Here is a 25028-nt window from a genome sequence, read left to right as displayed (position 1 = left end):
TTTTCTAGTCTTGCAAAATACTTCTTGAAATCACTATTTTTTGAATCTCTGAAGTTCCCTCATATATCTGGGTGATTTTGGCGTCACGCATTAACCGCTCTACGTGGTATTCTTTTACATACCCATTACCTCCATGTACCTGTACGGCTTCTACCGTGACATCCATGGCCGTTTTGGAAGCGAAAAGCTTTGCCATGGCGCCAGATAGATCATAGTTCTCAGCATTGTCCTTATCACAGGCTGCTTTCATAACCAGGTGGCGGGCAGCCTCAATAGAAGTGTGCATATCTGCCAGTTTAAAGGCGATCGCCTGGTGGTTCATGATCTCAGTCCCAAAAGCTTTTCTCACTTTTGAATATTCTTTGGCGAGTTCGTAAGCCCCGGCAGCAATTCCTAATGCTTGTGCTGCAATACCAATTCTTCCGCCAGAAAGCGTTTTCATGGCAAACTTAAACCCGAAGCCATCTTCCCCAATCCTGTTTTCCTTTGGTACTTTCACGTCGTTGAACATCAAAGAATGGGTATCACTTCCTCTAATTCCAAGTTTTTGTTCCTTGGGCCCAATATCAAAACCTTTTAGGCCCTTTTCTACAATAAAGGCGTTGATACCGCGGTGTTTTTTCTCTACATCTGTTTGGGCGATTACGATGTAATAATCTGCTGTACTTCCGTTAGTGATCCAGTTTTTGGTTCCGTTAAGGAGGTAATGATCGCCTTTATCTATTGCAGTTGTTTTTTGCGAAGTTGCATCACTTCCGGCTTCAGGTTCAGAAAGGCAGAAAGCGCCTATAGATTCTCCTGTTACCAGTTTGGTAAGATATTTTTTCTTTTGCTCTTCATTCCCGTAGGTGTCGAGTCCCCAGCAAACCAATGAATTATTTACAGACATCACTACAGATGCAGAAGCATCAATTTTAGAGATCTCTTCCATGGCAAGAACATAAGAAACGGTGTCCATTCCGCCGCCTCCATATTCAGGAGAAGCCATCATTCCAAGAAAACCAAGTTCTCCCATTTTCTTCACCTGTTCCTTCGGAAACTCCTGTTTTTCGTCTCTTTCTATTACTCCCGGTAGCAGTTCATTTTTTGCAAAATCACGCGCTGCATCCCTTATCATTAAGTGCTCTTCAGTTAGCTTGAAATCCATTAAATATAAGAATTTTTAAAAAATGTGAATTTTTGTGATCAAAGATACCTTTTTGAAAGGATTTTTTCAATTTAGAAAGGCTAATTTTACAGTTATGAGAAAAAACGAATATTTTGTTCTTGGGGTAATGTCCGGTACTTCTTTAGATGGAATTGACATTGCACATCTCCATTTTCATTATGATGAAACATGGAATTATAAAATTTTGGCTGCTGAAACTTTAGCTTATCCTGAAGATTGGAAAATGACACTTTCCGAAGCAATTTTTTACGATGATGAAAGACTGCACGAACTAAATAAAAGATACACGGTATATTTATCTGAAGTTCTTTCAGATTTTATTGCTGAAAATAAGATTAAGAAAATTGATGCCATCTGCAGTCATGGTCATACCATAAAGCATGAGCCTGAAAATGGTTTCACACTCCAAATAGGCAACCGGCCGGAAGTGGCTACTCTTACCGGGCAAAAAGTGGTGTGCGATTTTCGGGTTCAGGATGTAGAACTGGGCGGCCAGGGAGCGCCGCTGGTTCCTGTTGGGGATGAGCTGCTCTTTCCTGAAGTTCAATACTGCCTCAACCTTGGCGGCTTTGCCAATGTTTCCACCGTCCTGGAAGGGGAACGAATAGCATTTGATATCTGCCCTGTAAACACCGTTTTAAATTATTTGGCTGAAAAGCTCGATCTTCCGTACGACAAGAATGGCGAAATTGCTGCTTCGGGCAGGACAGATGAAGTTCTACTGGAAAAATTAAATTCCCTGCCGTTTTACGCTCAGGAGCCGCCGAAATCTTTAGGGATAGAATGGGTAAACGGTAACATACTTCCATTGTTAGCTGGTGAAAAGAAAATTCCCGATTTGCTAAACACTTACGCGGTGCATGCCGGAATCCAGATCTCACGTATGTTTGATCAAAATCCAGGTTCAAAGGTTTTAGTGACCGGTGGTGGTGCTTTTAACGGGTTCCTGATGGAGCAGATCAAAATGAGAGCTAAAAATGACATTTTTGTTCCTGCTTCTAAAGTGGTGAATTATAAAGAGGCACTGATATTTGGCTTTTTGGGAGTTCTGAAACTACGAAATGAAGTGAATGTGTTGAAAAGCGTGACAGGTTCTTCAAAAGATCATTCTTCCGGAGTGATCTATGAACCTCAAAAATAAAATGCTGTTATTTTTCAAGTTTTTTGCAGGTTTAGATGCGGAAAATTATTCAAAAAAGCACTTTTTCGAAGTAGATCCTAAAATGCATAAACAGCCGGCAGTATAAATGGCCCAAGTTGACCGCCAATAGTGTACAGTCCAAACAGACAGGATTCAGTAAAATCTGTCGGGTTCATGACGGCCAACATGAGACTCCAGTTATGAAGAGAAAAACGGCTTCTTCACCTCTAGACCCCCAAGATCGGCTACAAATCCAACCTTTTCGCCTTCGTAGTCTGTTTAGTTAATGGGAGATGAATTGAACGATGTTTTCTATGGAATAAATTCAACAAAGAGAAGTGCTCTGCAAAACACTCCTCTTCTGGTTTTAGTAGACCGGTTTTTCCTGACTTGTTCCAAATTCGGCATAAGCATCCATGCCATGTTCGTGTAAGTCGAGACCTTCCGTTTCCTCTAGAGTTTCCATACGTAGTCCTATGGTGGCTTTTATGGGGTATATAATGACAAAAGCCGATACACAGCAAAATACACCTATAATTCCTACTCCGGCCAGTTGGGTGAAGAACTGGTTAAATCCTGCAAGATCACCAAAAATTCCCACTGCAAGCGTGCCCCAAATTCCGCATAAAAGATGTACAGCTACAGCACCAACGGGATCATCAAGTTTCATTTTGTCAACAAGTGCTACCCCTAAGACTATAACCGCTCCTGCTATAAGACCTATAAGAATGGATTCTCCCGGACTCATAAGATCTGCACCTGCGGTTATCCCTACAAGTCCGCCCAGGATTCCATTGAGGAACATTGTAAGATCGTAATTTTTATACATGAGGGTAGAAACAATAAAAGCCGATATGCCTCCTGCAGCTGCGGAAAGACAGGTAGTTACCAGGGTGATTGAAGTGAGGAAAGGATCTGCAGAAAGAACTGAACCACCGTTAAATCCAAACCAACCCAGCCACAAAATAAATACTCCGGCAGTAGCTATAGGTATATTATGTCCTGGGATGGCATGAGAGGTTCCGTCTTTTCCGAATTTACCTATGCGGGCTCCCAATAAGGAGATAGCGACTAAAGCCGCCCAACCTCCTACAGAATGTACCAGAGTGGAACCGGCAAAATCATAGAATCCCATTTCGTCCAGAAAGCCGCCTCCCCATTTCCAGGAACCAACAATGGGATAGATAAATGCAATGTAAATAACCGAAAAAATCATAAAACTGGATAATTTTATTCTTTCTGCGACTGCTCCTGAAACGATGGTAGCGGCAGTTGCTGCAAACATTCCCTGGAATAAGAAATCTGTCCAATAAGTGTAGCCTTCATTATAGGTAAGATCCAACGAGCCATCGGCGACGGGCGGGTGAAGTCCGAATAATTCCAAAAAATAATCTGGGATGACTCCTGCGATAAATGACCCCGGGTACATGAGATTAAATCCTACGAGGCTGTATAAAAGAAGTCCGGCGCAGATGATAAATACGTTTTTAAATAAAATATTAATGGCATTCTTTTGTCGGGTGAGACCTACCTCAAGCAAGGAAAATCCAAGGTGCATAAAAAATACCAGTGCTGTGCAGATCATCATCCATACATTGTTTGTTGTAAGAAGTTCCATAATTGTAAATTTTTGTCATTATTATATTGTGAGTTAAGCGAGAGAGCCAGTGCCATCTTCTTTGGTTCTAATGCGGTATGCTTCCTCCACTGGAGAGACAAACACCTTTCCATCCCCAACAGATCCTGTATAGGCAGCATCCATCACGGCTTTTACCGTTTTGTCCAAGAAAGGATCTGAAACGACCACAGATATCATCCTGCGTTGAATATCTGTCGTGCTGTAGGAGACCCCGCGGTATACATGCCCTTGTTTCTCGTTACCCACACCTGTAACATCCCAATAGCTAAAAAAATTCACTCCTATTTCATGGAGCGCTTTCTTGACATCATCAAATTTTGATTTTCTAATAATGGCTTCTATTTTTTTCATAAGAATCTATTTTAATCAAGTATAAAAATATAGTTAATATTTAAAAATATGCTTATTAAAGGGGGTGATGTGTGAATATTTATCATATAAATAAAAGGCACCCCTATAAATTACAGGGTTTACATTTTTAAATTTGATATTTGAGATGTTTTAAAAAAATTCGGTATTGTAAACGATTATTTGGAAGAGACGTATTGCTCCAGATATAAGAAAATTCCTTTTTTACTTCTGAAAAATGGCAAATCATTCCATTTAGAAGATTTTTGTCAAATTTAAATGGTGTGGCTAAGAATATTTCAGCAGAGTTTCCTTTTTGCCAGATCTCCTTTTTTTGAATGTTTAGCAGTGAAATATTATTTAAAAGATCATTCAGAAGAAGTGCCAAAAATGTCGTTTTCAAGCATCATTCATATCACCAGAAAATATGTAATGAATTAAACTTTTCAGCATTCATGTTTTTTTATATTTGTGCATCATTTAAAACAAGACATGAAAGAATTACTGAATTTATATCAAAATAAAGATCCTGAAATAGTATTTAACTGGAAAGATCCGGAAACTGAAGCCGAAGGCTGGACAGTGATCAACTCGTTAAGAGGTGGTGCCGCTGGTGGAGGTACGCGCATGAGACAGGGGCTTGATATGAATGAGGTTTTGTCACTTGCAAAAACCATGGAGGTGAAATTCACTGTTTCGGGTCCTGCGATTGGTGGCGCGAAATCTGGAATTAACTTTGATCCTAACGACCCGCGCAAAAAAGGGGTTTTGGAACGCTGGTACAAAGCAGTTTCTCCGCTTTTGAAAAGCTATTACGGTACAGGAGGTGACCTTAATGTTGATGAGATCAACGAAGTAATCCCTATTACTGAAGACTGCGGAGTATGGCATCCTCAGGAAGGAGTTTTTAACGGGCACTTTCAACCTTCGGAAGCAGACAAGATCAACAGGATTGGTCAGTTACGACAGGGGGTTATCAAGGTCTTGGAAAATGTGAATTATTCACCAGATATTTCCCGAAAATACACGGTAGCCGACATGATCACCGGCTTTGGGGTCGCCGAAGCGGTAAGGCAATATTATGAAATCTATGGCGGCGATGTGAAAGGAAAGAAAGCTATAGTACAGGGCTTCGGAAATGTGGGTTCTGCAGCGGCTTTCTATCTGGCTCAAATGGGAGCGAAGATCGTCGGGATCATTGATCGTGACGGTGGTTTGATCAATGAGGCCGGATTTACTTTTGATGAGGTGAAAAAACTTTTCCTTAATAAGGAAGGAAATACCCTGAAGAGTGATAAAATGATTCCTTTTGAAGAGATCAATGAAAAGATATGGACGCTGGAAGCCGAAATATTTGCTCCCTGTGCCGCATCAAGGTTGATTACAAAAGAACAGATCACCAAAATGATCGATACCAAGCTGGAAGTTATTTCCTGTGGTGCAAACGTTCCTTTTGCCGATAAGGAAATTTTCTTCGGTCCTATTATGGAGTACACAGATGAACGTGTAAGCCTAATTCCAGATTTTATTTCAAACTGTGGAATGGCGCGAGTATTTGCATATTTTATGGAACGCAGGGTGCAAATGACAGATGAAGCCATCTTTAACGACGCTTCAATTACCATTAAGAACGCAATTCAAAATACCTTTGATAACAACAGCAGCAAAACGAACATTAGTAAAACTGCTTTTGAAATAGCCTTGAAGCAACTGGTATAATTTTTAATGCTGAAGGAAAAGCAGGACACACAATTAAAATAAGTTTAGTACGTTTAAATTAAAAACCGGGAACTACATATGCTACATTTTTTTCAGGAGGATGGATTGGCAGAAACTGCACAAAATGCAGAGCCAATAGTTGAAGAAAAAACCCTCTCATTATTTGACCTTTTTTTAAGTGGCGGAATAGCAGGCCAGGTAATCATTGCTATTCTTTTTATCATGCTTTTCGTAGCAGTATATATATACTTCGAGCGGCTCTTTGCAATTAAAGCTGCTTCGGAAACCGACAGCAATTTTATGCATCAAATTAAGGACAGTGTGCTAAATGGTAACATTGAATCTGCCAGAATTAGATGTGCGCAGGCAAATTCACCCGTGGCGCGATTAACGGCCAAAGGTTTGGATCGTATTGGTAGTCCGTTAGAAGATATCAATACCGCCATTGAAAATGCCGGGAGACTTGAGGTTTACAAGTTGGAAAAGAACGTTAGCATTCTTGCTTCTATCGCAGGGGTTGGTCCTATGATTGGTTTTTTAGGTACAGTAATAGGAATGGTAATTGCTTTTCATGAACTTGCGACAAGCAGCGGCCAGGCCGAAATGGGTGCTCTTGCAGAGGGAATCTATATCGCCATGACCACAACAGTAGCCGGTTTAATTGTGGGGATCATTGCTTACATTGGTTACAATCACCTGGTGGTAAAGACAGATAAGGTAGTGCACCAAATGGAAGCCACTGCTGTAGACTTTCTAGATCTTCTAAACGAACCTGCATAGTATGAATTTACGAGGCAGAAATAAAATAAGTACAGAATTCAGCATGAGTTCCATGACTGATATTGTATTTTTACTACTCATCTTTTTCATGCTTACTTCGCCGGCCATTACTCCGGAAGCGCTTGATTTGATCCTGCCTAAAGCAAAGGGCAAAACAACTTCGGTGCAAAATGTGTCTGTAAGTATAACTAAAGACCTTCAGGTTTATGTGAATGATGAAAGAGTGAGTAACAGCGCGCTAGAACAGCAATTGAGAACTAAACTTGCAGGAGTGGAGAACCCCACGATCATCTTAAGGGCAGAAGAAGGAGTTCCTATTGAAGATGCTGTCAACGTGATGGATATTGCGAACAGGAACCGGTATAAAATTGTTCTTGCAGTACGCCCAAATTAGAAATTAATGTTATAATCCCCTTTTTGAAAGGTGAAATATTTAGAAACAAAGCACGAAAAGAGATCATTTGCCATCACGGCAACCCTTCACGTGTTGCTTATTTTGTTGCTTTTGTTTTTCGGGTTCACCTATTTGGATCCACCACCGGAAAGTGGTATAGCGATCAACTTCGGAACTTCTGAAGTAGGTTCAGGAAATAATCAGCCCACCGAGCCGGTGCAGTCTGCGCCGCAGCAGAGCCGTCCTGAAGTTACGCCGGTAGAATCTACAATACAGGAAGATGTGGTCACTTCAGAAATTGCTGAAGCCCCAGTGATCGAGAAAAAAGAAAAGAGAAAACCGGTTGAGCAAACGCCCGAGCCGGTAAAGGAGCAGCCAAAAGAGCCTGTGAAAAAGCCCGATCCTAAACCACAAAAATCTACCACAGATGCATTGAGCAGTGTCTTAAACGGACCTGAAAGCGATGGTCGTGCAACAGGCGGGGAAGGCAACGACAATCTTGCTGGCGATAAAGGTTCGCCAGATGGTGATCCCGATGCAGCTGCATATTACGGAAATGGATTAGGTCTTGACGGAGATGGAAATTACCGTCTTGGAGGAAGAAGAGCTCTTAATAAAGAGAAATTCGTTCAGGACTGTAATGAATCGGGGCTGGTGGTCGTACAAATCGAAGTAGACCGAAATGGCCAGGTGATTCGTGCTACTCCTGGTGTTAAAGGAACTACGAATAATGCCGCATGTTTATTAGATCCTGCTAGAAGAGCGGCAATGGCGACCAGGTTTAACAGCGATGACAAAGCGCCCGCAAAGCAAGTGGGAACCATTATCTACAATTTCAAACTTTCAGAGTAATTTTGATGAATTATCAGGAAACTGTTGACTGGATGTTCCGGCAGTTGCCCATGTACCAGCAACAGGGTAGTAAAGCCTATCGAGTAGATCTCCACAATATTCAGAAGTTGTCACAGCACCTGGAGCATCCTCACAAGAATTTTAAAAGCATACACGTGGCAGGAACCAATGGAAAAGGTTCTGTTTCACATATGCTTGCTTCAGTTTTACAGGAATCAGGGATGAAAGTCGGTTTATATACTTCGCCTCATCTCAAGGATTTCCGGGAACGGATTAAGATCAACGGCAAAGAAATATCCAAAAATGCGGTTATTGAATTCATTTCTGAACATAAAGCTTTCTTTGAAGCCGAACATTTTTCATTTTTTGAAATGACGGTGGGGATGGCTTTTCAGTATTTTTCTGATAAAAAAGTGGATGTTGCTGTAATTGAAGTAGGACTGGGCGGAAGACTGGACTCTACAAATATCATTATCCCGCAACTTTCGGTGATCACGAATATAGGTTTTGACCATACCGCTATCCTGGGGAATACATTGGAGGCAATTGCAGCTGAAAAGGCCGGAATCATCAAAGAAGGAGTGCCGGTGGTGATAGGAGAAGCCCAAGAAGAGACACTTCCGGTTTTTAAAAGAATTGCGGAAAGTCGAGAAGCACCGCTTCTGTTAGCGGAAGAACATGCTGCAGAGATAATGCAATCAGACCTCAAGGGGGCTTACCAGCAAAAGAACATAAGGACGGTTTTAGCCGGCTTACACGTATTGGAAGAGAGCGGCTGGAATATACCTTCAGAAGCCAGGAAATTGGGTTTAAGCCATGTGGTGCGGAACACCGGGCTGCGTGGCAGATGGGAAGTGCTGCAGGAAAATCCGAAAGTTATTTGTGATACCGCACATAATAAGGAAGGATTGCTTTACACTATGAGGCAATTGCAGCAAGAGGAATATGGGCAATTGCATTTTGTTCTGGGAGTGGTGAACGATAAAGATCTTGATGCTGTTTTACCTCTTTTTCCAAAGGACGGAAAATTTTATTTTTCCAGACCCAATATCCCACGAGGATTGGATGCTGATATTTTAAAGAAAAAAGCAGCTGAATTCGGGTTGAAGGGAGCTGCATATTCTTCGGTCTCAAATGCTTATGAGATGGCGATGAAGTCAGCGGGGGAGCGGGATGTAGTCTATATTGGAGGTAGTACTTTTACAGTAGCAGAAATAATTTAATTTTTTTTATTTTTTTCTTTGCATAAATGAAAATGTAGCCTATATTTGCATCCGCATTCACAGAGAGACATGCTCTTAAGAAAGCGAAAGTTCAAAAATTTATTGGGGCAATTAGCTCAGTTGGTTCAGAGCACCTCGTTTACACCGAGGGGGTCGGGGGTTCGAATCCCTCATTGCCCACAAAAGAAAGGCTTCCATTAGGAGGCCTTTTTTGTTTAAAATTGGAAGGAGTAATTAACTTCCTGATTAAATTGAGGGTGATTAGCTCAGCTGGTTCAGAGCACTACCTCGACAAGGTAGGGGTCACTGGTTCGAACCCAGTATCACCCACATAAAGTAATAAACCTCGCAGAGATTCTTCAGCGAGGTTTTTTTATACCCTTTTGAATTTGTGCTTAAATGCTTTTTTTCAAGAATTGGGAGCTTTAGCTATTTTTCAGTTGAAAAATTTAAGGGTCAGAGGTGTTAATTGAAGATATATCCTATTTTAGTCTGGAATTATATTTTCCCATTCATGAAACGCCTTTTATCCGGTTCTGCATTTTTACTGTTTTTCTTTACCTTTTGTTCGTGTGCTCATAACTATTACGTCAGTAATCCTACCAATATTCCTTTATTGGAACATAAAGGAGACGCCAAGGCGGGGGTGGAAGTAGCGGTTGGTACAAGAAGTGTTGTTTATGCCGATGCTTCCGGAGTGAACATCTCCGGGTCTTATGCGGTCAGTGACCATATTGGGGTCATGGGTTCCACTGCCTTTTTGGGTAATAAGGATGAGCATACTAGAGGTGTAGATAAATACCGGTTAAACAATTATGAGATTGGCTTGGGATATATTAACACGAGGATCAACCAAAGCTTTTTGTTTGAAATATTTGCAGGTGGTGGTTATATCACGCAGCAGCACCTGTATAATTACAAAGTTCCCGACAGAACTCTAAAAGCCCGCTCTATCAAATATTTTTTACAACCTAACATAGCTTATAAACTGGAGTTGGTTTCATTCTCCTTCAGTCCTAAATTCGTATTGGTGGAGAATAAGTTTGTTTCACATGATTTTCCTTTTAATAGTGAATACTATGGTAGTTTCTATAGTGTTTATCAAATGGAGCAGAATACTCGCACCGCCTATCTCGAACCTACTTTAGATTTAACTGTAGGACTAAGGCAAATAAAATTGAAGCTTCAAGGGAAGTATATTGGAGCTTTGGAAGATTTTGCGCCAAGGCATCCAAAAATAATGGTTTCAATGGGATTACAGTTTGAACTGGATGAATTGTTGTTTAATGGCGAGAAATCAGAAAATGTCAGGATTGATAAGAAGTAAAAAAGAATACTTCTCTAAATCCTTCAAAGAATATCCACAATCCTCTCCAGTGCCATTCCCCGGGATCCTTTTATCAATAGTAATTTATCTTCCGTTTCTTTAGGATTAAAAGCTAATTTAAATTCCTCAAAAGAGCGGAATTTTTTAATTTTTTCTCCGGATGTTGTTTTAAAGAAATTCTCTCCTATGAGGAAAACCTGATCTATAGTCGATTCCTGAAGCTTTTGAACTAGCTCTTGATGTTCTTCTTCGGCCATGGCACCCATTTCAAACATATCACCCAAAAATGCCATTTTTGGACCTTCCCTTAGATTTTCAAAATTTTCTATTGCTGCAGCCATGCTGGTGGGGTTGGCATTATAAGCGTCTAAAATAATCTTTGTATTGCCTTTTTCGATGATCTGCGAACGGTTGTTCTGCGGACTATAACTTTCCAGGGCCTCTTTAATGTCTTTTTCGTCCACTTTAAAATATTTTCCAATGCAGAAGGCTGCTGCCATGTTTTTTGCGTTGTACGCACCGGTTAATTTAGATTCTATGCGTAAATCTTTGTGTTCTATAGCAGCAAAATCTGTTGAATCAGGAAAATGAAGATGTATATCTGATTCCGGAGTGCTTCCGAAGCTGAATGTTTCTTCGTAAGCAAGTTCTTTTTGCTGCACAGGATCATCGGCATTCAAAAACAGCATTTTTTGATGTTCTTTTAAATATGTATATAATTCACTTTTTCCTTTTATAACGCCTTCCAGGCTCCCGAATCCTTCAAGATGCGCTTTTCCGAAGTTCGTGATGTAACCAAAATCGGGTTGTGCGATCCCGCAGAGGAATTCGATCTCTTTTTGATGATTGGCGCCCATTTCTACGATTCCTATTTCAGTATTATGGTTCATCTCCAGCAACGTGAGCGGTACTCCAATATGATTGTTGAGGTTTCCTCTTGTGGCAGATGTTTTATACTTTTTGGAAAGTACTGCGTTGATTAACTCTTTGGTGGTCGTTTTGCCGTTGCTTCCGGTAAGGGAAATCACCGGTAGAGCGAGATAATTTCTATGGAAAGAAGCTAATTCTTGAAGCATTTTTAAAGCGTTATCCACCATGATAAAGTGGTCGTTCTCTTCGGAAGTTTTTTCATCTAAAACTGCATATATGGCTCCTGCTTCCAGCGCCTGAACGGCAAAATTATTTCCGTTGAAATTAGCGCCTTTTAATGCGAAAAAAATGCTGTTTTTTTTAATTTGTCGGGTATCTGTGCTCACTCCTGAACTTTGGAGGAAAAGCTGGTGTAGTTGTTCAATTTCCATAGAAATAAAGCTATAAAAAAAGCCCTAAATGAATTAGGGCTTGTGAAATTTATTAGAAACTGCTGTTAATTTGCAGTCTTATTTTTTCCTTGAGATTTTGATCCCACGCGTGACATTGCGTTTCTGAAACCAATATAATCGGTTGCCATGTCCTGAGGGAAGAATCTTCTTTGTGCAGGGTCAAGCCAGTAGGCTCTATCTCTCCATGAACCTCCCTTGTAGACCCTTACGTTGTCGTCAATAAGCGTAGTTCTTCCTGAAGACTGGTCGTACTGAAGGGTGCGGCTTCCAGTGCTGTCAACTTGTACACCATGAACCGGAGAGTTGTACATTCTCTGTGATTCATCATCAATTTCTGCAAAAGAGTTGTAATTTCTGGAAGAAGTCCTGTCGCCATCGCGGAAGTTACGGTTGTCACTCCCGGAAAAGTTAGGTCTTAAGTAAGAATCTTCCTCTGTAATGGGAACTGTTTTAATTTCACCTGGAAGGTTTCTTGCTACAATTCTTCCATTGCTTAAGGTGTCGTAGTTTATTTCGTCTGCTCCAAGAACTTTGATCGTACCGTCTTCTGTAATGGCATGTTTGGTGTAAATGTTTCCTCTGTAGTAGTTGAAGTCATTAAATTCATCGTCTACAATAGGTCGGTAAACATCAAGAACCCACTCAGCCACGTTTCCTGCCATATCATATAATCCAAAGTCGTTTGGTTCATAAGATTTTACTTCCGCAGTAATGTCTGCTCCATCATCGCTCCATCCTGCAATTCCGCCGTAGTCACCATCACCTTGCTTGAAGTTTGCCATTTGGTCTCCACGTCTTTTAGCATCACCGCTTCGGGTATATTGACTGTCCCATGGATATTTTTTTCGACCTCTGTAGGCATTGTAGCTTCTTATTCCCGTTAATGCAAGAGCTGCATATTCCCATTCCGCTTCTGTGGGAAGGCGGTAATCTGGTAATAAAATTCCGTGCTTTCTTTGCGCATACAGACCGGTTGCATTTGTAGCCTCCCCGTCATCACCTGCTGTAGATTCGGTTGCATAACGATCTGCATTGTCTCCTCCGCGAATAATTTCTTCATTTCCACCATAAGTTTGGGAAGGAGCGTTAAGATAAGTTTCAGTGTCGAAGACCTGTCCTGGTTCGTTACGATAGCGCGCATCTTCGGCAATGATTCCTTCTTTGATGAGTCTGCGCTCGTTCACCTGGTTTGTTCTCCACTTACTGAATTCTACCGCTTGTATCCAGCTTACTCCTACTACAGGATAATTGGCATAAGCAGGGTGACGCAGGTAGTTATTTGTCATTGTCTCATTATAGCCAAGCCTGTTTCTCCACACTAAAGTATCTGGCAGAGCGCCTTGGTAAATATTTCTGTATCTTTCCTCACTTGGAGGATATACCCTTTTTAGGTAATCAAGGTATTCCAGGTACATTAAATTGGTAACCTCTGTCTCGTCCATGTAAAACGATTGGACATGTTGTTGTGTAGGGGTATTATTCCAGTCATGCATTACATCGTCCTGAACTCTACCCATAGTAAAGGTTCCCCCTTCCACAAAAATAAGTCCGGGGCCTGCTTCCTGTTCCTTAAAATCTGAATTGTAATTGAAGCCTCCATCTTTGTCGTTAATGTCCCAGCCTGTGGCGCGGGAATTATCATCGTAGTTCCTGGAGTTGTTACAGCTTAATAAACCAACGCTTGCAGCGATGGCGAAAAATGCTTTTACAGCAACCTTTTTTCTCATATTCACAGTATCTTTTGTGGCAACTTTTGGCTTTGCAATATAGTAATTAACGTAAAACAATCAAGATTATTACAAGTAAATCAAAAACCCGTAATATCCTGTAAATCCATAACTAACGTCACGAATTTTGCTTTATTATTCCTTTGATAAAAACTTTATCCTGATAGGACCCGGGAATGCAACAAAAATTCCAGTCTTTTAAGGATGAGGCAAAAGTAGCTGTTTTTTTCGAATTTGTTCAAAACTTTGCAAATCACCTGCAAAATGACTTTTTTTGTAAGATTCCATAGGTGCGCAGTTAGGCTGGATCTTTAAATTATTGACTTGTGGAGTAAAGAAATTGACGGGGGGTCAGGGAAATCTTTAGCTTAATACAAGCTTCTGCAGAAATGAACGTTATAAGGTGAGAAAGTAGAGAATTTCCGTAATTTGATTACTTTGTAGCGGGAATTCAAATATATTTGTTACTAATTAAAGTATTTTATGAGGAATTTTTCACTCTTATTAATAAGTAGCTTCTTATTGATTAATGCCGGGATGCAGGCTCAGGAACAAGATAGGGTAATAACCACAGCTGTTCCGTTCCTACTGGTAGCGGCCGATGCCCGTGCGGCTGGGATGGGGGATCAAGGGGTTGCTACACCCGCTGATGCTTTTTCGCAGCAATGGAATCCTGCTAAATATGTTTTTGCTGAAAGTGAGCATGCTTTTGGAGTGACTTACACCCCATATCTTAGCGAGCTGGTGAATGATATTTTTCTTGGAAACCTTACGTATTACAATCGATTAAACGAGCGCAGTGCTTTTGCAGTGAGTTTCAAATACTTTAGTCTTGGAAATATTGAAGCCAGGGAATTCCCCGATGATCAACCGCTTATTTTAAGTCCTAATGAATTCACTTTTGATTTATCCTACGCGCTTAGGTTGAGTGAGAATTTTTCAATGGCCGTTGCGGGTCGCTACCTGCGATCAGATCTTAAACTGGCTCCGGTGGATCCCGATGCAACTGCAGCAGGTTCTTTTGGAGTGGATGTGGCTGCATTTTATCAAAGTGATCTTATGCCTTACAGCTCTTTTGACGGCCGCTGGAGGGCAGGAGCGAATATCTCGAATATTGGTCCAAAAATTAAATATGATGACGGTGGTCAGGAAAATTTTATTCCCACAAATCTAAAACTGGGGGGTGGATATGATTTTATTCTTGACGCTTCCAATAAGATTGGCGCCTATGTTGAATTTAATAAACTGCTGGTGCCAACTCCACAGGATTTTAACGGCGACGGAGATTATAGCGACCCTGAAGACAACCGGGAATATAATGAGATTGGTGCAATAGAGGGAATTTTCACCTCCTTTGGAGATGCGCCTGACGGGTTTAGTGAAGAACTGAAAGAGGTGACCTGGGCACTTGGGGCTGAATATTTATATGAAGACGTTTTTGCCCTCAGGACAGGATATTTTCATGAGAGTGAAGAAAAAGGTTCCCGAAGGTTTCTTTCTTTTGGTGCAGGTTTTAAATATACTTTGGTTAATATAGATGTTTCCTATTTATTCTCCACCTCAGATGTTGTAAGTCCGCTGGAAGGAACCTTGCGCTTTGGTTTGACCTTTAATTTTGGGGAACAGTACGGGAATTTTTATTAGACAATAATAACAACAATTAATTACTTGGGCCGCTGCAGATAATATCTTTGCGGTCTTTTTTATCTTCTGAAGAGAAATGAAAAATTTTACTATAAGTGCAGATCTTACAATTTATGAAGAGTTAAAGGAACTGCCTAAGGGCGTGCAGGATCTCATGCAGGAATCTATTGCGGCAAGAGACAAATCTTATTCTCCATATTCAAAATTTAGCGTAGGAGCCGCTATTCTTCTTGATAACGGCGAAGTGATTTCGGGAAGCAATCAGGAGAATGCCTCCTATCCTGCAGGATTATGTGCAGAACGTACAGCGATCTTCTACGCCGGTGCAAAATATCCCGATGCTAAGGTGTTAAAAATGGCACTTTCAGCGAAGTCTGCCAATCATGTGGTGGAGACGCCTACGCCGCCTTGCGGGTCGTGCCGGCAAGCAATTGCCGAATATGAAATGAAGCAAAAAGCACCCATTGAGATCTTTTTTATGGGCGAAAAGGGAAAAGTGGTAAAGGCGAATTCTATTTCAGATTTGTTGCCTCTTATTTTTGATAGTTCATTTTTATAGTCTTTTTCTCATTTTTTACCTTTAAAACTGTTTTCAATTCATGTTGAAAATAGTACTTTTGTTTTTCTCTTGGCCGGAGCTTTTGCTTGGCATTTAAAATTATTAGTTAATGAAGAAAATCACAAAAGCCACCTACTTGAAGTGGTATGAGGACATGCTGTTTTGGCGTAAGTTTGAGGATAAACTGGCCCAAGTTTATATTCAGCAAAAAGTAAGAGGATTCTTACACCTGTACAACGGTCAGGAAGCTATTCTTGCCGGGGCTTTACATGCCATGGATTTGTCAAAAGATAAAATGATCACTGCCTATAGGAATCACGTGCAGCCAATTGGGATGGGCGTTGATCCAAGAAGGGTGATGGCAGAGCTTTACGGTAAGAAAACCGGAACTTCACAAGGACTTGGAGGTTCTATGCACATATTTTCAAAAGAACACCGCTTTTATGGCGGTCACGGTATTGTGGGAGGGCAAATTCCTTTGGGAGCAGGTCTTGCTTTTGCCGACAAATACTTTAAAAGAGATGCAGTGACTTTAACCTTTTTAGGAGATGGTGCTGCACGACAGGGTTCACTTCACGAAACTTTTACAATGGCCGTAAAGTGGAATTTACCGGTCGTATTTTGTGTAGAGAACAATGGATATGCCATGGGTACTTCGGTTGCGCGTACTTCCAAAAGTACAGAGATCTGGAAGCTTGGATTAGGGTATGATATGCCTTGCGGGCCTGTAGACGCTATGAATCCAGAGAAAGTTGCGGAAGCTCTTGACGAAGCAATCGTTCGTGCACGAAAAGGAGAAGGGCCAACTTTTCTTGAGCTTAAAACCTACCGCTACCGTGGTCACTCCATGAGTGATGCACAGCAGTATCGTACCAAGGAAGAGGTGGCAGAATACCAGAAGATTGACCCAATTACCCAGGTAAGAGATATTATAAAAGATAAAAAATACGCTTCAGACAAAGACATTAAGGAAATCGACAAGAGGGTGAAAGATCTTGTTTCCGAATGTGAGAAATTCGCAGATGAATCTGATTATCCAGATAAAAATGTGATGTACGATGTAGTGTACGAACAAAAAGATTATCCGTTCTTATCCCATAAATTAGACTAAGCTATGGCAGAAGTAATCAACATGCCGCGTTTGAGCGACACCATGGAAGAAGGTGTGGTGGCAAAGTGGCTAAAACAAAAAGGTGATAAAGTAGAAGAAGGAGATATTCTTGCAGAAATCGAAACCGATAAAGCGACGATGGAATTTGAATCGTTTCATGAAGGTACCTTGCTGCATATAGGAATAGAGGAGGGGGAAACTGCTCCTGTTGATACTCTATTGGCAATCATAGGTGAAGAAGGAGAAGATATTTCAAGCTTGTTGAAAGGCGGCGGAGAATCTTCTAATGAGAAATCATCAGATGAAAAGCAATCTTCTGAAGGAAATGAGGAAGAGAAATCTTCTTCTGAAGAGGAGGAAGCTGAAGATGAAGGTGGATCTGGAGAAATTCCTGAAGGAGTGGAAGTGGTAAAAATGCCGCGTTTAAGTGATACCATGGAAGAGGGTACGGTTGCAACCTGGCTGAAGAAAAAAGGTGATAAAGTAGAAGAAGGTGATATTCTTGCCGAAATCGAAACCGATAAGGCAACGATGGAATTTGAATCCTTTTATGAGGGAATCTTGCTGCACATTGGTATTGAGGAGGGGGAAACTGCTCCTGTAGACAGTGTTCTTGCCATCATTGGCCCGGAAGGAACTGATGTTTCTGCAGTACTTGAAGGTGGCGGTGCTAAAAAGGCAGCTGCTCCTAAAAAGTCTCAAGAACAGAAAGAGGAGTCTTCAAAAGAAGAAAAATCTGAAGCTGCTTCAGAGCAGACATCGAAGGATGGAGGAAGAATTTTTGCTTCCCCACTGGCCAAGAAAATGGCTGAAGACAAAGGGATTGATCTGGCAGATGTTAAAGGATCTGGTGAAAACAACCGAATTGTAAAAAAGGATATAGAGTCTTATAAGCCTTCAGAAAAAGCTACAGAGAAAAAACCTGCACAAAAACAGGAAGCCGGCCTTGAAAAAGGCGAACCTGCAAAAACTGAGGTGAAACCTTACATTCCTGCAGGAGAAGAAGGCTTTGAAGAAGTGAAAAATTCGCAAATGCGTAAAACCATTGCGAAACGACTGGCCGAATCGAAATTTAATGCTCCGCATTACTATCTTACTGTTGAAGTAGATATGGCTAATGCGATGGCAAGCCGTAAGCAAATCAATGAGTTGCCAGATGTGAAGGTTTCCTTTAACGATATGGTGATAAAAGCATCGGCCATGGCATTGAGAAAACATCCGCAGGTGAATTCACAATGGACAGGTGATACTACTAAAATTGCGAAGCACATTCACATGGGCGTTGCAGTTGCCGTAGAAGAAGGGCTTGTTGTACCGGTACTTCCGTTTGCAGATCAAATGAGCATGACTCAGATTGGTGCAAATGTGAAGGAACTTGCAGGAAAAGCAAGAAACAAAAAGCTGCAGCCAAAAGAAATGGAAGGAAGTACCTTCACCGTTTCTAACTTGGGAATGTTTGGAATTACGGAATTTACCAGCATTATAAATCAGCCAAATTCTTCAATACTTTCCGTAGGTGCTATTGTTGAAAAACCGGTTGTGCGAAATGGTCAAATCGTGGTTGGAAATACTATGAAAGTAACCCTCGCCTGTGATCACAGAACAGTAGATGGGGCAACGGGTGCTGCATTCCTGCAGACATTCAAGCAATACCTTGAAAATCCTGTGGTGATGTTGGCATAAGCTTACAAAATGAACATTATTTTTAAAAATCCCACACAATTGTGGGATTTTTTTATCTTTAACCGTATGAGAAAAAACATTTTATCAGGATTATTGATCACTGCCTCCATCTTTATGGCAGGTTGTGGTGAGTCAAACAAAGTTTCACAAGAGGAAACAACAAATACCGCATTTGCGCAGAAAGTCAATATTTCAGAAGAAGAAGTTTCTGAAACGCTTGAATATCTTTCTTCAGAAGAACTTGCAGGAAGAAATACCGGAACTGAAGGAATTGAAAAAGCAGCTGTGTTTATTGAAGAGGTTTTTAAAAACAACAACATAAATCCCTTTTTTAAAACTTACCGCGACTCTTTTGAAATAAAAGGTAAGATTGGTTATAACATCGTAGGCTTCAAAGAAGGAACAGACCCTCAACTTAAAGATGAATTCGTTATTATTGGCGCGCACTATGACCACATAGGCGAAGGTAAACCTGTAGGTGATGACTCCCTGGCAAATGGAGCAAATGATAACGCCTCAGGCACAACAGCCGTGCTGGAACTGGCAAAGTATTTTGCAAATGTAGATACTAAAAGAAGCATTTTATTCACACTTTATTCTGCTGAAGAAATGGGGCTGGTAGGATCTGCTCATCTTGCACAAAGACTTAAGACTGAAAATCTTGATCCGTATGTAATGTTTAATATTGAAATGATTGGCGTGCCTATGGCAGATAAAGATTATTTGGCATATGTAACCGGATACGACCTGAGCAATTTAGCCGAAAAATTCAATGAGTACACGGGAGAAAAAGTAATAGGTTTCCTTCCGCAGGCGAAAGAATACAATTTGTTCAATAGAAGTGATAACGCGCCTTTTTATGAACAATTCGAGATTCCGGCGCAAACCATTTCTACCTTTGACTTTACGAACTATGAATATTATCACCATGTAGATGATGAATTTCAGCACATGGATGTTGCTCATATGACAAACCTTATAGAGAAGATAATTCCGGGTATTGCCCGAATGGCAAATTCGGCTGAAAAGGAGATTAAAATGACTGCTGAATGAAGAATGTTGTTATTACGGGAACAAGCAGGGGAATAGGTTTTGAGCTGGTAAAGAAATTTTCTGAAGCCGGACATCGTGTGCTGGCACTTTCGAGAAATGAACAACCTGTAAAGGAACTCAACTTAAAAAATGTTCATGCGATTTCATTTGATATTACTCAAAAAGGGGATTTAGAAGAAGCTTTTCAGCATGTTCAGAAAAACTGGGGTAAGGTTGACATTCTGCTGAACAATGCCGGCGCCATTATCAATAAAGCTTTTACTGAAATTACAGATGAGGAGTTTGAAGAAGTTTATAAAATCAATGTTTTTGGAGTCGCAGCTTTGATTCGAAAAATGTTGCCGTTAATGCCTGCTGAAGGGCATGTGCTAACAGTAAGTAGTATGGGCGGAGTGCAGGGAAGCATGAAGTTTCCGGGTTTATCTGCTTACAGTTCAAGCAAGGGAGCTGTAATTACCTTAACCGAGCTATTAGCTGAAGAATACAAGGAAAAAGGTCCTTCTTTTAACGTGCTTGCGCTTGGGGCAGTACAAACAGAAATGCTGGAAGAAGCATTTCCAGGGTATAAAGCCCCTACAACAGCTTCAGAAATGGCAGAATACATTTCAGATTTTGCCCTTAACGGAAATAAATTTTATAACGGGAAATTACTGCAGGTGTCCAACAGTACGCCATAATTCATGAAAGAAATTTTAACCAGATATATTCCGAGTCATGCAGTGGAGCCCATTTTTGGGTTGATCGAAAAGAATCATATCCATCTTAAAATTGTCAATGAACGAAAAACCAGGCACGGGGATTACAGAAGAATGCCCGACGGCACCCAACAAATTACGGTAAACGCCAACCTCAATAAATACCGTTTTTTAATTACGCTGGTGCATGAAATAGCACATTTGCTTGCCTTTGAAGCTTATGGGCGAAGGATCAAGCCGCATGGCAACGAATGGAAGAAAATGTTCCAAAGGCTGATGTTGCCGTTTATTAGACCGGAAATATTTCCGGCGGAATTGCTGCCTTATATTGCAAGGCATTTTAAAAACCCGAAAGCCAGCAGTGATACAGATGCACACCTTTCTATAGCCCTCAAAAGATTTGACCAGCCCAATGATAAGAATTACATTTATGAAGTTCCGCAGGGCAGTACATTTAGGATATACAATGGCAAAGTCTTCAAAAAAGGAGAAAAAAGGATCAAAAGATATGAATGTGTGGAGGTGAATACGGGTAGGGTTTATTTATTTCAGCCCAATGCCGAAGTGGAATTGTTGAAAACAGCGAATTAACTTTCTCAAAATAGTCACAATGGATAATAACAACTTTGCGGTTTTAATGGCCGGTGGAGTAGGCTCCAGGTTTTGGCCGGTTAGTACCACCAGCCATCCTAAACAATTTCGGGATCTACTGGGTACAGGTGAAACATTGATACAGACTACTTATAAAAGGCTGAACAGGCTCGTTCCTGCAGAGAATATTTTCATACTTACAAATGAGATTTACAAAGAGCTGGTACAGCAACAACTTCCCGGCTTAAGTGCAGAACAAATTGTTCTTGAACCTGTTATGAGAAATACGGCGCCTGCAGTGCTGCTGGCGGCTTTAAAAATTTATAAAAAGAACAGAGATGCTGTAATGATCATGGCTCCCAGTGATCACTGGATTGAGGATGAAGCAGCATTTATTGACGATGTGGAACTTGGATTCAAGACCTGTCGGGAAGATAAAAAAATCATTACCCTCGGAATTAAACCTACATTTCCCAATACCGGATATGGGTATATTCAGTATGAGGAAACTGCGGAAAAAGTAAAGGCGGTTAAGAATTTCACTGAAAAACCCTCTTTTGAAGTCGCCAGGAATTTTATTGCTCAGGGAAACTATGACTGGAACGCAGGGATTTTTATCTGGAGTGCTGGTTTTATCCTGGATTCCTTTCGAAGGAATCTTCCGGAGATGTTCAGCCTCTTTTCTAAAGGTGAAGAAGAATTTAATTCTGTTGGGGAAGCTGAATTTATTAAAGAAAATTATTCCGCGGCAGAAAATATTTCTATTGACTACGGTATTTTGGAAAAGGAGAATAATATTTTTGTCATTTCAGCTGGTTTTGACTGGAACGACCTGGGAACCTGGGGGTCTTTGTACAATGAACTCGATAAAGACAGTAACAAAAATGCCGTTTTGGAGGCGCGTCTCCTGGCCCGGAACTCAAGAGGAAATATTGTAAGTTCAGATTCAGGAAAAGTGGTGGTGTTGGATGATTTAGAAAATTATATCGTCATAGACGAAAAAGAAGTGCTTTTAATTGTTCCGAAGGAAAAGGAACAGGAAATAAAACAGATTAGAGGCCAGGTCCAGCAGGATTTTGGGAATCACTTAGGTTAATATGGAAGATAACAACAGCATTCCTCCCATCCATACCAGTCCGGAGGGTAAATCACGCATAAAAGGTGCTTTGGAGGAAATAAAGTTTTTTTTAAAAGAGCTTCTTGATATACACGAGGAAACTGACAGGGATACGACCATTGAAATGGTGAAGAGGGATATTTCCTTTAAAGGTCATAATGCCTGGATCCTCATTTTCTCCATCTTTGTAGCTTCGATAGGCTTGAATGTTAGTAGTACCGCCGTAGTTATTGGAGCTATGTTAATCTCACCTCTTATGGGTCCAATTGTGGGAGTGGGACTTGGAGTAGCGATAAATGACATTGATACGCTTAAACGTTCCCTTGTGAACCTTGCAGTAATGGTGGTTTTAAGTGTCTTAACAGCGTACCTTTACTTTCTTATTTCTCCTATAGAACAGGAAACTGAAGAACTGCGTGCGAGAACGTATCCTACGATTCTTGATGTTTTGGTCGCAATTTTTGGCGGACTTGCTTTAATTGTGGCTAAAACCAAAAAAGGCACCATTGCCAGTGTGATCATGGGAGTGGCAATTGCTACAGCCCTTATGCCCCCACTGTGTACCGTGGGTTATGGTCTTGCTATAGGTAACTGGGAGTATGCCGGCGGAGCGCTTTATCTCTTTGCTATAAATTCGGTTTTCATCGCGCTATCCACCTTTGTGGTTGCTAAGGTTCTTAGGTTTCCCCTGGTAAAATATGCTAACAGTAAACGAAGAAGAAATACCGCAAGAATAGCGTCTTTAATAGCAATTCTGGTGATGATCCCCAGTGTTTTTCTTTTTGTGAATTTACTTCGGGAACAGGTTTTTATCTCGAATACTAGGGATTACGTGGAAAACCAAATTGATTATCCCGGAGCCGAGGTCGTAAAATATGATCAGAATTACAAGAAGAAATTTGTAGATGTTTATTTAATAGGTCGTCCGGTTCCGCAAGCCCAGATCAGCCAATGGGTTCAGGAAATAAGAGAGGGGAGAGACCTCGAAAATGTCACTTTAAGAATACACCAGGGGAGCGATCAAAGTTCAGAGATTGCACAGCAGCTTACCAGTGATGTAAGAGCGGGAATACTGGAAGATCTTTATGTGAGGAACCAGCAGGTCGTAGAGGATAAGGATGCGAGAATTCGGTTGTTAGAAGAAGAGTTAATGCGCTACAGGACGGCGGGAATACCTTTTCAGGCCATTAGCCAGGAAGCAAAAATTAACTATCGCAATCTTGAACAATTAAGTTATGCCAATAATGTGGTGACAGATTTCAACCAAATTGATACTATTCCTACCTTTAGCGTAAGATGGAATGAGGAACTTACAGCTTCTGTAAGAAGCAGTGAAATGGAAAAGCTTACTAGTTGGTTAAAAGTAAGATTGTCTTTAGATACACTGGCGGTGCAAGCGGTGAACTAGAAACCCTGTAGCTGCGCCTTTCTTACTTTTTGAAATAGATCTGAAGAATAAACAAAGTCGGTCACGGCCTCGTTATCGGTTTTAAAGATAACATCTTTGTCTCCTTCCCAGGCAAGTTTTCCATTTTGAAGAAAAACGATCTTTTCTCCAATTTCCAGCACAGAATTCATGTCGTGCGTATTGATCACGGTAGTGATATCATATTCTCGAGTAATTTCGAGGATAAGATTATCAATTACCGTAGCTGTCTTGGGGTCTAGTCCTGAGTTAGGCTCATCACAAAAAAGATATTTAGGACGGTTCACGATCGCCCGTGCAATTGAAACCCTTTTCTGCATTCCCCCGCTTATTTCTGCAGGAAATTTTTGGTGTTGCGCTTCGGCAAGGTTGACGCGATCCAGTACTTCTTTCACCCGCTTCATCATTTCGCTCTTGCGCTGCTTTGTGAACATTTTAAGCGGAAACATTACATTTTCTTCCACGGTCATGGAATCAAACAATGCACCTCCCTGGAAAACCATTCCCATTTGACGCCTTAAATCCCTTTGTTCTTCATCGGAAAAAGAAGAATAAGGTTCACCATCGTAAACGATCTTGCCATGTTCAGGACGAAATAATCCTAACAAGCATTTCAGGAATACCGTTTTACCAGAACCCGATTGTCCAATAATGAGATTGGTTTGCCCTTTTGGAAAGACAGTATTGATCCCTTTCAGAATTTCCTCACCGTCAAAGCCTTTTCTTATATCTTTTACTTCTATCATTAGCTTAACAATAACTGAGTTACGATGTAATTCGTAATGATTATTACCACACTCGTCCATACAAATGACGTGGTACTTGCCTCTCCAACTTCAAGCGCTCCACCCTTCATGTAATATCCATGATAGGCTGGTACAGTAGCAAGGATCAAAGCAAACAGAAAAGTCTTGAAAAAGGCATAAACCAGGTGAAAAGAGTTGAACTCATCCTGTAGGCCCAAAATAAAATCTTCTGAGGACACAAAACCTCCCAGCACTCCGGCTGTATAAGCACCCAAAATACCGAGAAACATTGAAATTGCAATGACAAACGGATAAGTGAGCATGGCAATGATCTTTGGGAAAACCAGATAATTGAGAGAGTTTATACCCATTACTTCCAAGGCATCAATTTGCTCGGTTACCCTCATAGTTCCCAAGCTTGAAGTGATAAACGAGCCCACTTTTCCAGCCATAATGATTGAGATGAAGGTTGGAGCAAACTCGAGAATGACAGATTGCCGGGCCGCAAATGCGATAAGCGTCTTCGGGATGAGGGGATTTTCAAGATTCAGGGCTGTCTGTATGGCAACAACGCCTCCAATAAAGAATGATATAAAAGAAACAATTCCCAGGGAACCTATTATCAGATCGTCTATTTCTTTAAAAATGAGATTTCTTAGAACCGATCCTTTGGTCATGCGGCCAAAAACCCCTTTTATCATTAATACATATTCACCAATAGAATGCAGGTAACTCATTTCAACTTTTTGTAGTGCTAAAATAC

23 protein-coding genes and 2 tRNA genes are annotated in these 25028 nt (G+C 40.9%); 18 read left to right on the top strand and 7 right to left on the bottom strand.

All coding sequences use genetic code 11. From position 1 onward, the window contains the following. Nucleotides 1–4: 4 nt before the first annotated feature. Nucleotides 5–1147, bottom strand: coding sequence for an acyl-CoA dehydrogenase (locus ACOV1Q_RS14715; protein ID WP_424495154.1), 1143 nt, complete (start codon nt 1145–1147; stop codon nt 5–7). Between the two features lie 94 nt (nt 1148–1241). Here ACOV1Q_RS14715 and ACOV1Q_RS14710 point away from each other — a divergent pair, with 94 nt between their 5' ends. Beyond that, on the top strand, nt 1242–2309 hold the full coding sequence (locus ACOV1Q_RS14710; protein ID WP_424495153.1) for an anhydro-N-acetylmuramic acid kinase: 1068 nt from the start codon (nt 1242–1244) through the stop codon (nt 2307–2309). 367 nt (nt 2310–2676) lie between these two features. On the opposite strand, the gene ACOV1Q_RS14705 is transcribed toward ACOV1Q_RS14710, so the two are convergent. Together ACOV1Q_RS14705 and ACOV1Q_RS14700 are read right to left on the bottom strand one after the other, a co-directional pair. Continuing rightward, nucleotides 2677–3927, bottom strand: a complete 1251-nt coding sequence (locus ACOV1Q_RS14705; protein WP_424495152.1) for an ammonium transporter — start codon at nt 3925–3927, stop codon at nt 2677–2679. Nucleotides 3928–3960: 33 nt separating this feature from the next. Continuing rightward, on the bottom strand, nt 3961–4299 hold the full coding sequence (locus ACOV1Q_RS14700; protein WP_424495151.1) for a P-II family nitrogen regulator: 339 nt from the start codon (nt 4297–4299) through the stop codon (nt 3961–3963). Nucleotides 4300–4788: 489 nt separating this feature from the next. Here ACOV1Q_RS14700 and ACOV1Q_RS14695 point away from each other — a divergent pair, with 489 nt between their 5' ends. The 8 genes from ACOV1Q_RS14695 (at nt 4789) to ACOV1Q_RS14660 (ending at nt 10591) form a co-directional block, all read left to right on the top strand. Beyond that, the gene (locus tag ACOV1Q_RS14695) at nt 4789–6015 is read left to right on the top strand and encodes a Glu/Leu/Phe/Val dehydrogenase dimerization domain-containing protein (RefSeq protein WP_424495150.1); all 1227 of its coding nucleotides are present in this window, start codon (nt 4789–4791) and stop codon (nt 6013–6015) included. 78 nt (nt 6016–6093) lie between these two features. After that, nucleotides 6094–6795: a MotA/TolQ/ExbB proton channel family protein gene (locus tag ACOV1Q_RS14690; RefSeq protein WP_424495149.1), complete on the top strand. Its 702-nt coding sequence runs from the start codon at nt 6094–6096 to the stop codon at nt 6793–6795. 1 nt (nt 6796) lies between these two features. Next, nucleotides 6797–7189 carry an ExbD/TolR family protein gene (locus tag ACOV1Q_RS14685; protein WP_424495148.1) on the top strand — a complete coding sequence of 131 codons (393 nt, stop codon included), beginning with the start codon at nt 6797–6799 and terminating at the stop codon, nt 7187–7189. A 30-nt stretch (nt 7190–7219) separates the two neighbouring features. After that, a complete protein-coding gene (locus ACOV1Q_RS14680; protein ID WP_424495147.1) occupies nt 7220–8041 on the top strand; it encodes an energy transducer TonB in 822 nt (273 codons plus the stop codon). A 5-nt stretch (nt 8042–8046) separates the two neighbouring features. Continuing rightward, complete coding sequence (locus tag ACOV1Q_RS14675; RefSeq protein ID WP_424495146.1) at nt 8047–9264, top strand: bifunctional folylpolyglutamate synthase/dihydrofolate synthase; 1218 nt, start codon at nt 8047–8049, stop codon at nt 9262–9264. 105 nt (nt 9265–9369) lie between these two features. Continuing rightward, nucleotides 9370–9444: transfer RNA gene (locus ACOV1Q_RS14670), tRNA-Val, on the top strand. Nucleotides 9445–9519: 75 nt separating this feature from the next. After that, a tRNA-Val gene (locus tag ACOV1Q_RS14665) sits at nt 9520–9594 on the top strand. A 286-nt stretch (nt 9595–9880) separates the two neighbouring features. After that, complete coding sequence (locus ACOV1Q_RS14660; protein WP_424495145.1) at nt 9881–10591, top strand: hypothetical protein; 711 nt, start codon at nt 9881–9883, stop codon at nt 10589–10591. A 23-nt stretch (nt 10592–10614) separates the two neighbouring features. On the opposite strand, the gene ACOV1Q_RS14655 is transcribed toward ACOV1Q_RS14660, so the two are convergent. Next, nucleotides 10615–11892: a UDP-N-acetylmuramoyl-tripeptide--D-alanyl-D-alanine ligase gene (locus ACOV1Q_RS14655; RefSeq protein WP_424495144.1), complete on the bottom strand. Its 1278-nt coding sequence runs from the start codon at nt 11890–11892 to the stop codon at nt 10615–10617. A gap of 65 nt (nt 11893–11957) precedes the next feature. Continuing rightward, the gene (gene gldJ, locus ACOV1Q_RS14650) at nt 11958–13640 is read right to left on the bottom strand and encodes a gliding motility lipoprotein GldJ (protein ID WP_424495143.1); all 1683 of its coding nucleotides are present in this window, start codon (nt 13638–13640) and stop codon (nt 11958–11960) included. Between the two features lie 483 nt (nt 13641–14123). Between gldJ and porV the strand changes: the two genes are divergently transcribed. From porV to ACOV1Q_RS14605, 9 genes are all read left to right on the top strand, one after another. Beyond that, nucleotides 14124–15284: a type IX secretion system outer membrane channel protein PorV gene (gene porV, locus ACOV1Q_RS14645; RefSeq protein ID WP_424495142.1), complete on the top strand. Its 1161-nt coding sequence runs from the start codon at nt 14124–14126 to the stop codon at nt 15282–15284. A 76-nt stretch (nt 15285–15360) separates the two neighbouring features. After that, nucleotides 15361–15843, top strand: a complete 483-nt coding sequence (gene cdd / locus ACOV1Q_RS14640; RefSeq protein ID WP_424495141.1) for a cytidine deaminase — start codon at nt 15361–15363, stop codon at nt 15841–15843. 109 nt (nt 15844–15952) lie between these two features. Then, nucleotides 15953–16954 (top strand): pyruvate dehydrogenase (acetyl-transferring) E1 component subunit alpha, encoded by a 1002-nt coding sequence (pdhA, locus tag ACOV1Q_RS14635; protein ID WP_424495140.1) that lies wholly within the window; start codon nt 15953–15955, stop codon nt 16952–16954. A gap of 3 nt (nt 16955–16957) precedes the next feature. Next, nucleotides 16958–18637 carry a pyruvate dehydrogenase complex dihydrolipoamide acetyltransferase gene (locus tag ACOV1Q_RS14630; RefSeq protein ID WP_424495139.1) on the top strand — a complete coding sequence of 560 codons (1680 nt, stop codon included), beginning with the start codon at nt 16958–16960 and terminating at the stop codon, nt 18635–18637. 66 nt (nt 18638–18703) lie between these two features. Further along, entirely contained in the window at nt 18704–19690 is a 987-nt protein-coding gene (locus ACOV1Q_RS14625) for a M28 family peptidase (RefSeq protein ID WP_424495138.1), read from the top strand. Beyond that, complete coding sequence (locus tag ACOV1Q_RS14620; RefSeq protein ID WP_424495137.1) at nt 19687–20367, top strand: SDR family NAD(P)-dependent oxidoreductase; 681 nt, start codon at nt 19687–19689, stop codon at nt 20365–20367. The genes ACOV1Q_RS14625 and ACOV1Q_RS14620 overlap by 4 nt, the downstream gene beginning before the upstream one ends. Before the next feature lie 3 nt (nt 20368–20370). Continuing rightward, entirely contained in the window at nt 20371–20976 is a 606-nt protein-coding gene (locus ACOV1Q_RS14615) for a SprT-like domain-containing protein (RefSeq protein WP_424495136.1), read from the top strand. 19 nt (nt 20977–20995) lie between these two features. Continuing rightward, nucleotides 20996–22072, top strand: coding sequence for a mannose-1-phosphate guanylyltransferase (locus ACOV1Q_RS14610; RefSeq protein ID WP_424495135.1), 1077 nt, complete (start codon nt 20996–20998; stop codon nt 22070–22072). A 1-nt stretch (nt 22073) separates the two neighbouring features. Next, complete coding sequence (locus ACOV1Q_RS14605; RefSeq protein WP_424495134.1) at nt 22074–23501, top strand: DUF389 domain-containing protein; 1428 nt, start codon at nt 22074–22076, stop codon at nt 23499–23501. On the opposite strand, the gene ACOV1Q_RS14600 is transcribed toward ACOV1Q_RS14605, so the two are convergent. Together ACOV1Q_RS14600 and ACOV1Q_RS14595 are read right to left on the bottom strand one after the other, a co-directional pair. Then, nucleotides 23498–24265, bottom strand: a complete 768-nt coding sequence (locus ACOV1Q_RS14600) for an ABC transporter ATP-binding protein (protein ID WP_424495133.1) — start codon at nt 24263–24265, stop codon at nt 23498–23500. The two genes, ACOV1Q_RS14605 and ACOV1Q_RS14600, sit on opposite strands and share 4 nt — an antisense overlap. Then, complete coding sequence (locus tag ACOV1Q_RS14595; RefSeq protein ID WP_424495132.1) at nt 24265–25002, bottom strand: MlaE family ABC transporter permease; 738 nt, start codon at nt 25000–25002, stop codon at nt 24265–24267. Before ACOV1Q_RS14595 ends, ACOV1Q_RS14600 begins: the two co-directional genes overlap by 1 nt. Between the last annotated feature and the right edge of the window lie 26 nt (nt 25003–25028).

The sequence above is a fragment of the Salinimicrobium maris genome, from assembly GCF_049680855.1.
In the GTDB taxonomy this organism is placed as follows: Bacteria; Bacteroidota; Bacteroidia; order Flavobacteriales; family Flavobacteriaceae; genus Salinimicrobium.
This window is presented reverse-complemented; position numbering and strand designations above follow the sequence as displayed.

What these genes read in the sequence shown, in the direction of transcription:
- ACOV1Q_RS14620 (WP_424495137.1), top strand. Translation starts at nt 19,687, where the DNA reads ATGAAGAATGTTGTTATTACGGGAACAAGCAGGGGAATAGGTTTTGAG.
- ACOV1Q_RS14595 (WP_424495132.1), bottom strand. Translation starts at nt 25,002, where the DNA reads ATGAGTTACCTGCATTCTATTGGTGAATATGTATTAATGATAAAAGGG.
- ACOV1Q_RS14685 (WP_424495148.1), top strand. Translation starts at nt 6,797, where the DNA reads ATGAATTTACGAGGCAGAAATAAAATAAGTACAGAATTCAGCATGAGT.
- ACOV1Q_RS14600 (WP_424495133.1), bottom strand. Translation starts at nt 24,265, where the DNA reads ATGATAGAAGTAAAAGATATAAGAAAAGGCTTTGACGGTGAGGAAATT.
- ACOV1Q_RS14655 (WP_424495144.1), bottom strand. Translation starts at nt 11,892, where the DNA reads ATGGAAATTGAACAACTACACCAGCTTTTCCTCCAAAGTTCAGGAGTG.
- ACOV1Q_RS14700 (WP_424495151.1), bottom strand. Translation starts at nt 4,299, where the DNA reads ATGAAAAAAATAGAAGCCATTATTAGAAAATCAAAATTTGATGATGTC.
- cdd (WP_424495141.1), top strand. Translation starts at nt 15,361, where the DNA reads ATGAAAAATTTTACTATAAGTGCAGATCTTACAATTTATGAAGAGTTA.
- ACOV1Q_RS14675 (WP_424495146.1), top strand. Translation starts at nt 8,047, where the DNA reads ATGAATTATCAGGAAACTGTTGACTGGATGTTCCGGCAGTTGCCCATG.
- ACOV1Q_RS14705 (WP_424495152.1), bottom strand. Translation starts at nt 3,927, where the DNA reads ATGGAACTTCTTACAACAAACAATGTATGGATGATGATCTGCACAGCA.
- ACOV1Q_RS14605 (WP_424495134.1), top strand. Translation starts at nt 22,074, where the DNA reads ATGGAAGATAACAACAGCATTCCTCCCATCCATACCAGTCCGGAGGGT.
- porV (WP_424495142.1), top strand. Translation starts at nt 14,124, where the DNA reads ATGAGGAATTTTTCACTCTTATTAATAAGTAGCTTCTTATTGATTAAT.
- ACOV1Q_RS14715 (WP_424495154.1), bottom strand. Translation starts at nt 1,147, where the DNA reads ATGGATTTCAAGCTAACTGAAGAGCACTTAATGATAAGGGATGCAGCG.
- ACOV1Q_RS14610 (WP_424495135.1), top strand. Translation starts at nt 20,996, where the DNA reads ATGGATAATAACAACTTTGCGGTTTTAATGGCCGGTGGAGTAGGCTCC.
- ACOV1Q_RS14615 (WP_424495136.1), top strand. Translation starts at nt 20,371, where the DNA reads ATGAAAGAAATTTTAACCAGATATATTCCGAGTCATGCAGTGGAGCCC.
- pdhA (WP_424495140.1), top strand. Translation starts at nt 15,953, where the DNA reads ATGAAGAAAATCACAAAAGCCACCTACTTGAAGTGGTATGAGGACATG.
- ACOV1Q_RS14630 (WP_424495139.1), top strand. Translation starts at nt 16,958, where the DNA reads ATGGCAGAAGTAATCAACATGCCGCGTTTGAGCGACACCATGGAAGAA.
- gldJ (WP_424495143.1), bottom strand. Translation starts at nt 13,640, where the DNA reads ATGAGAAAAAAGGTTGCTGTAAAAGCATTTTTCGCCATCGCTGCAAGC.
- ACOV1Q_RS14710 (WP_424495153.1), top strand. Translation starts at nt 1,242, where the DNA reads ATGAGAAAAAACGAATATTTTGTTCTTGGGGTAATGTCCGGTACTTCT.
- ACOV1Q_RS14625 (WP_424495138.1), top strand. Translation starts at nt 18,704, where the DNA reads ATGAGAAAAAACATTTTATCAGGATTATTGATCACTGCCTCCATCTTT.
- ACOV1Q_RS14690 (WP_424495149.1), top strand. Translation starts at nt 6,094, where the DNA reads ATGCTACATTTTTTTCAGGAGGATGGATTGGCAGAAACTGCACAAAAT.
- ACOV1Q_RS14695 (WP_424495150.1), top strand. Translation starts at nt 4,789, where the DNA reads ATGAAAGAATTACTGAATTTATATCAAAATAAAGATCCTGAAATAGTA.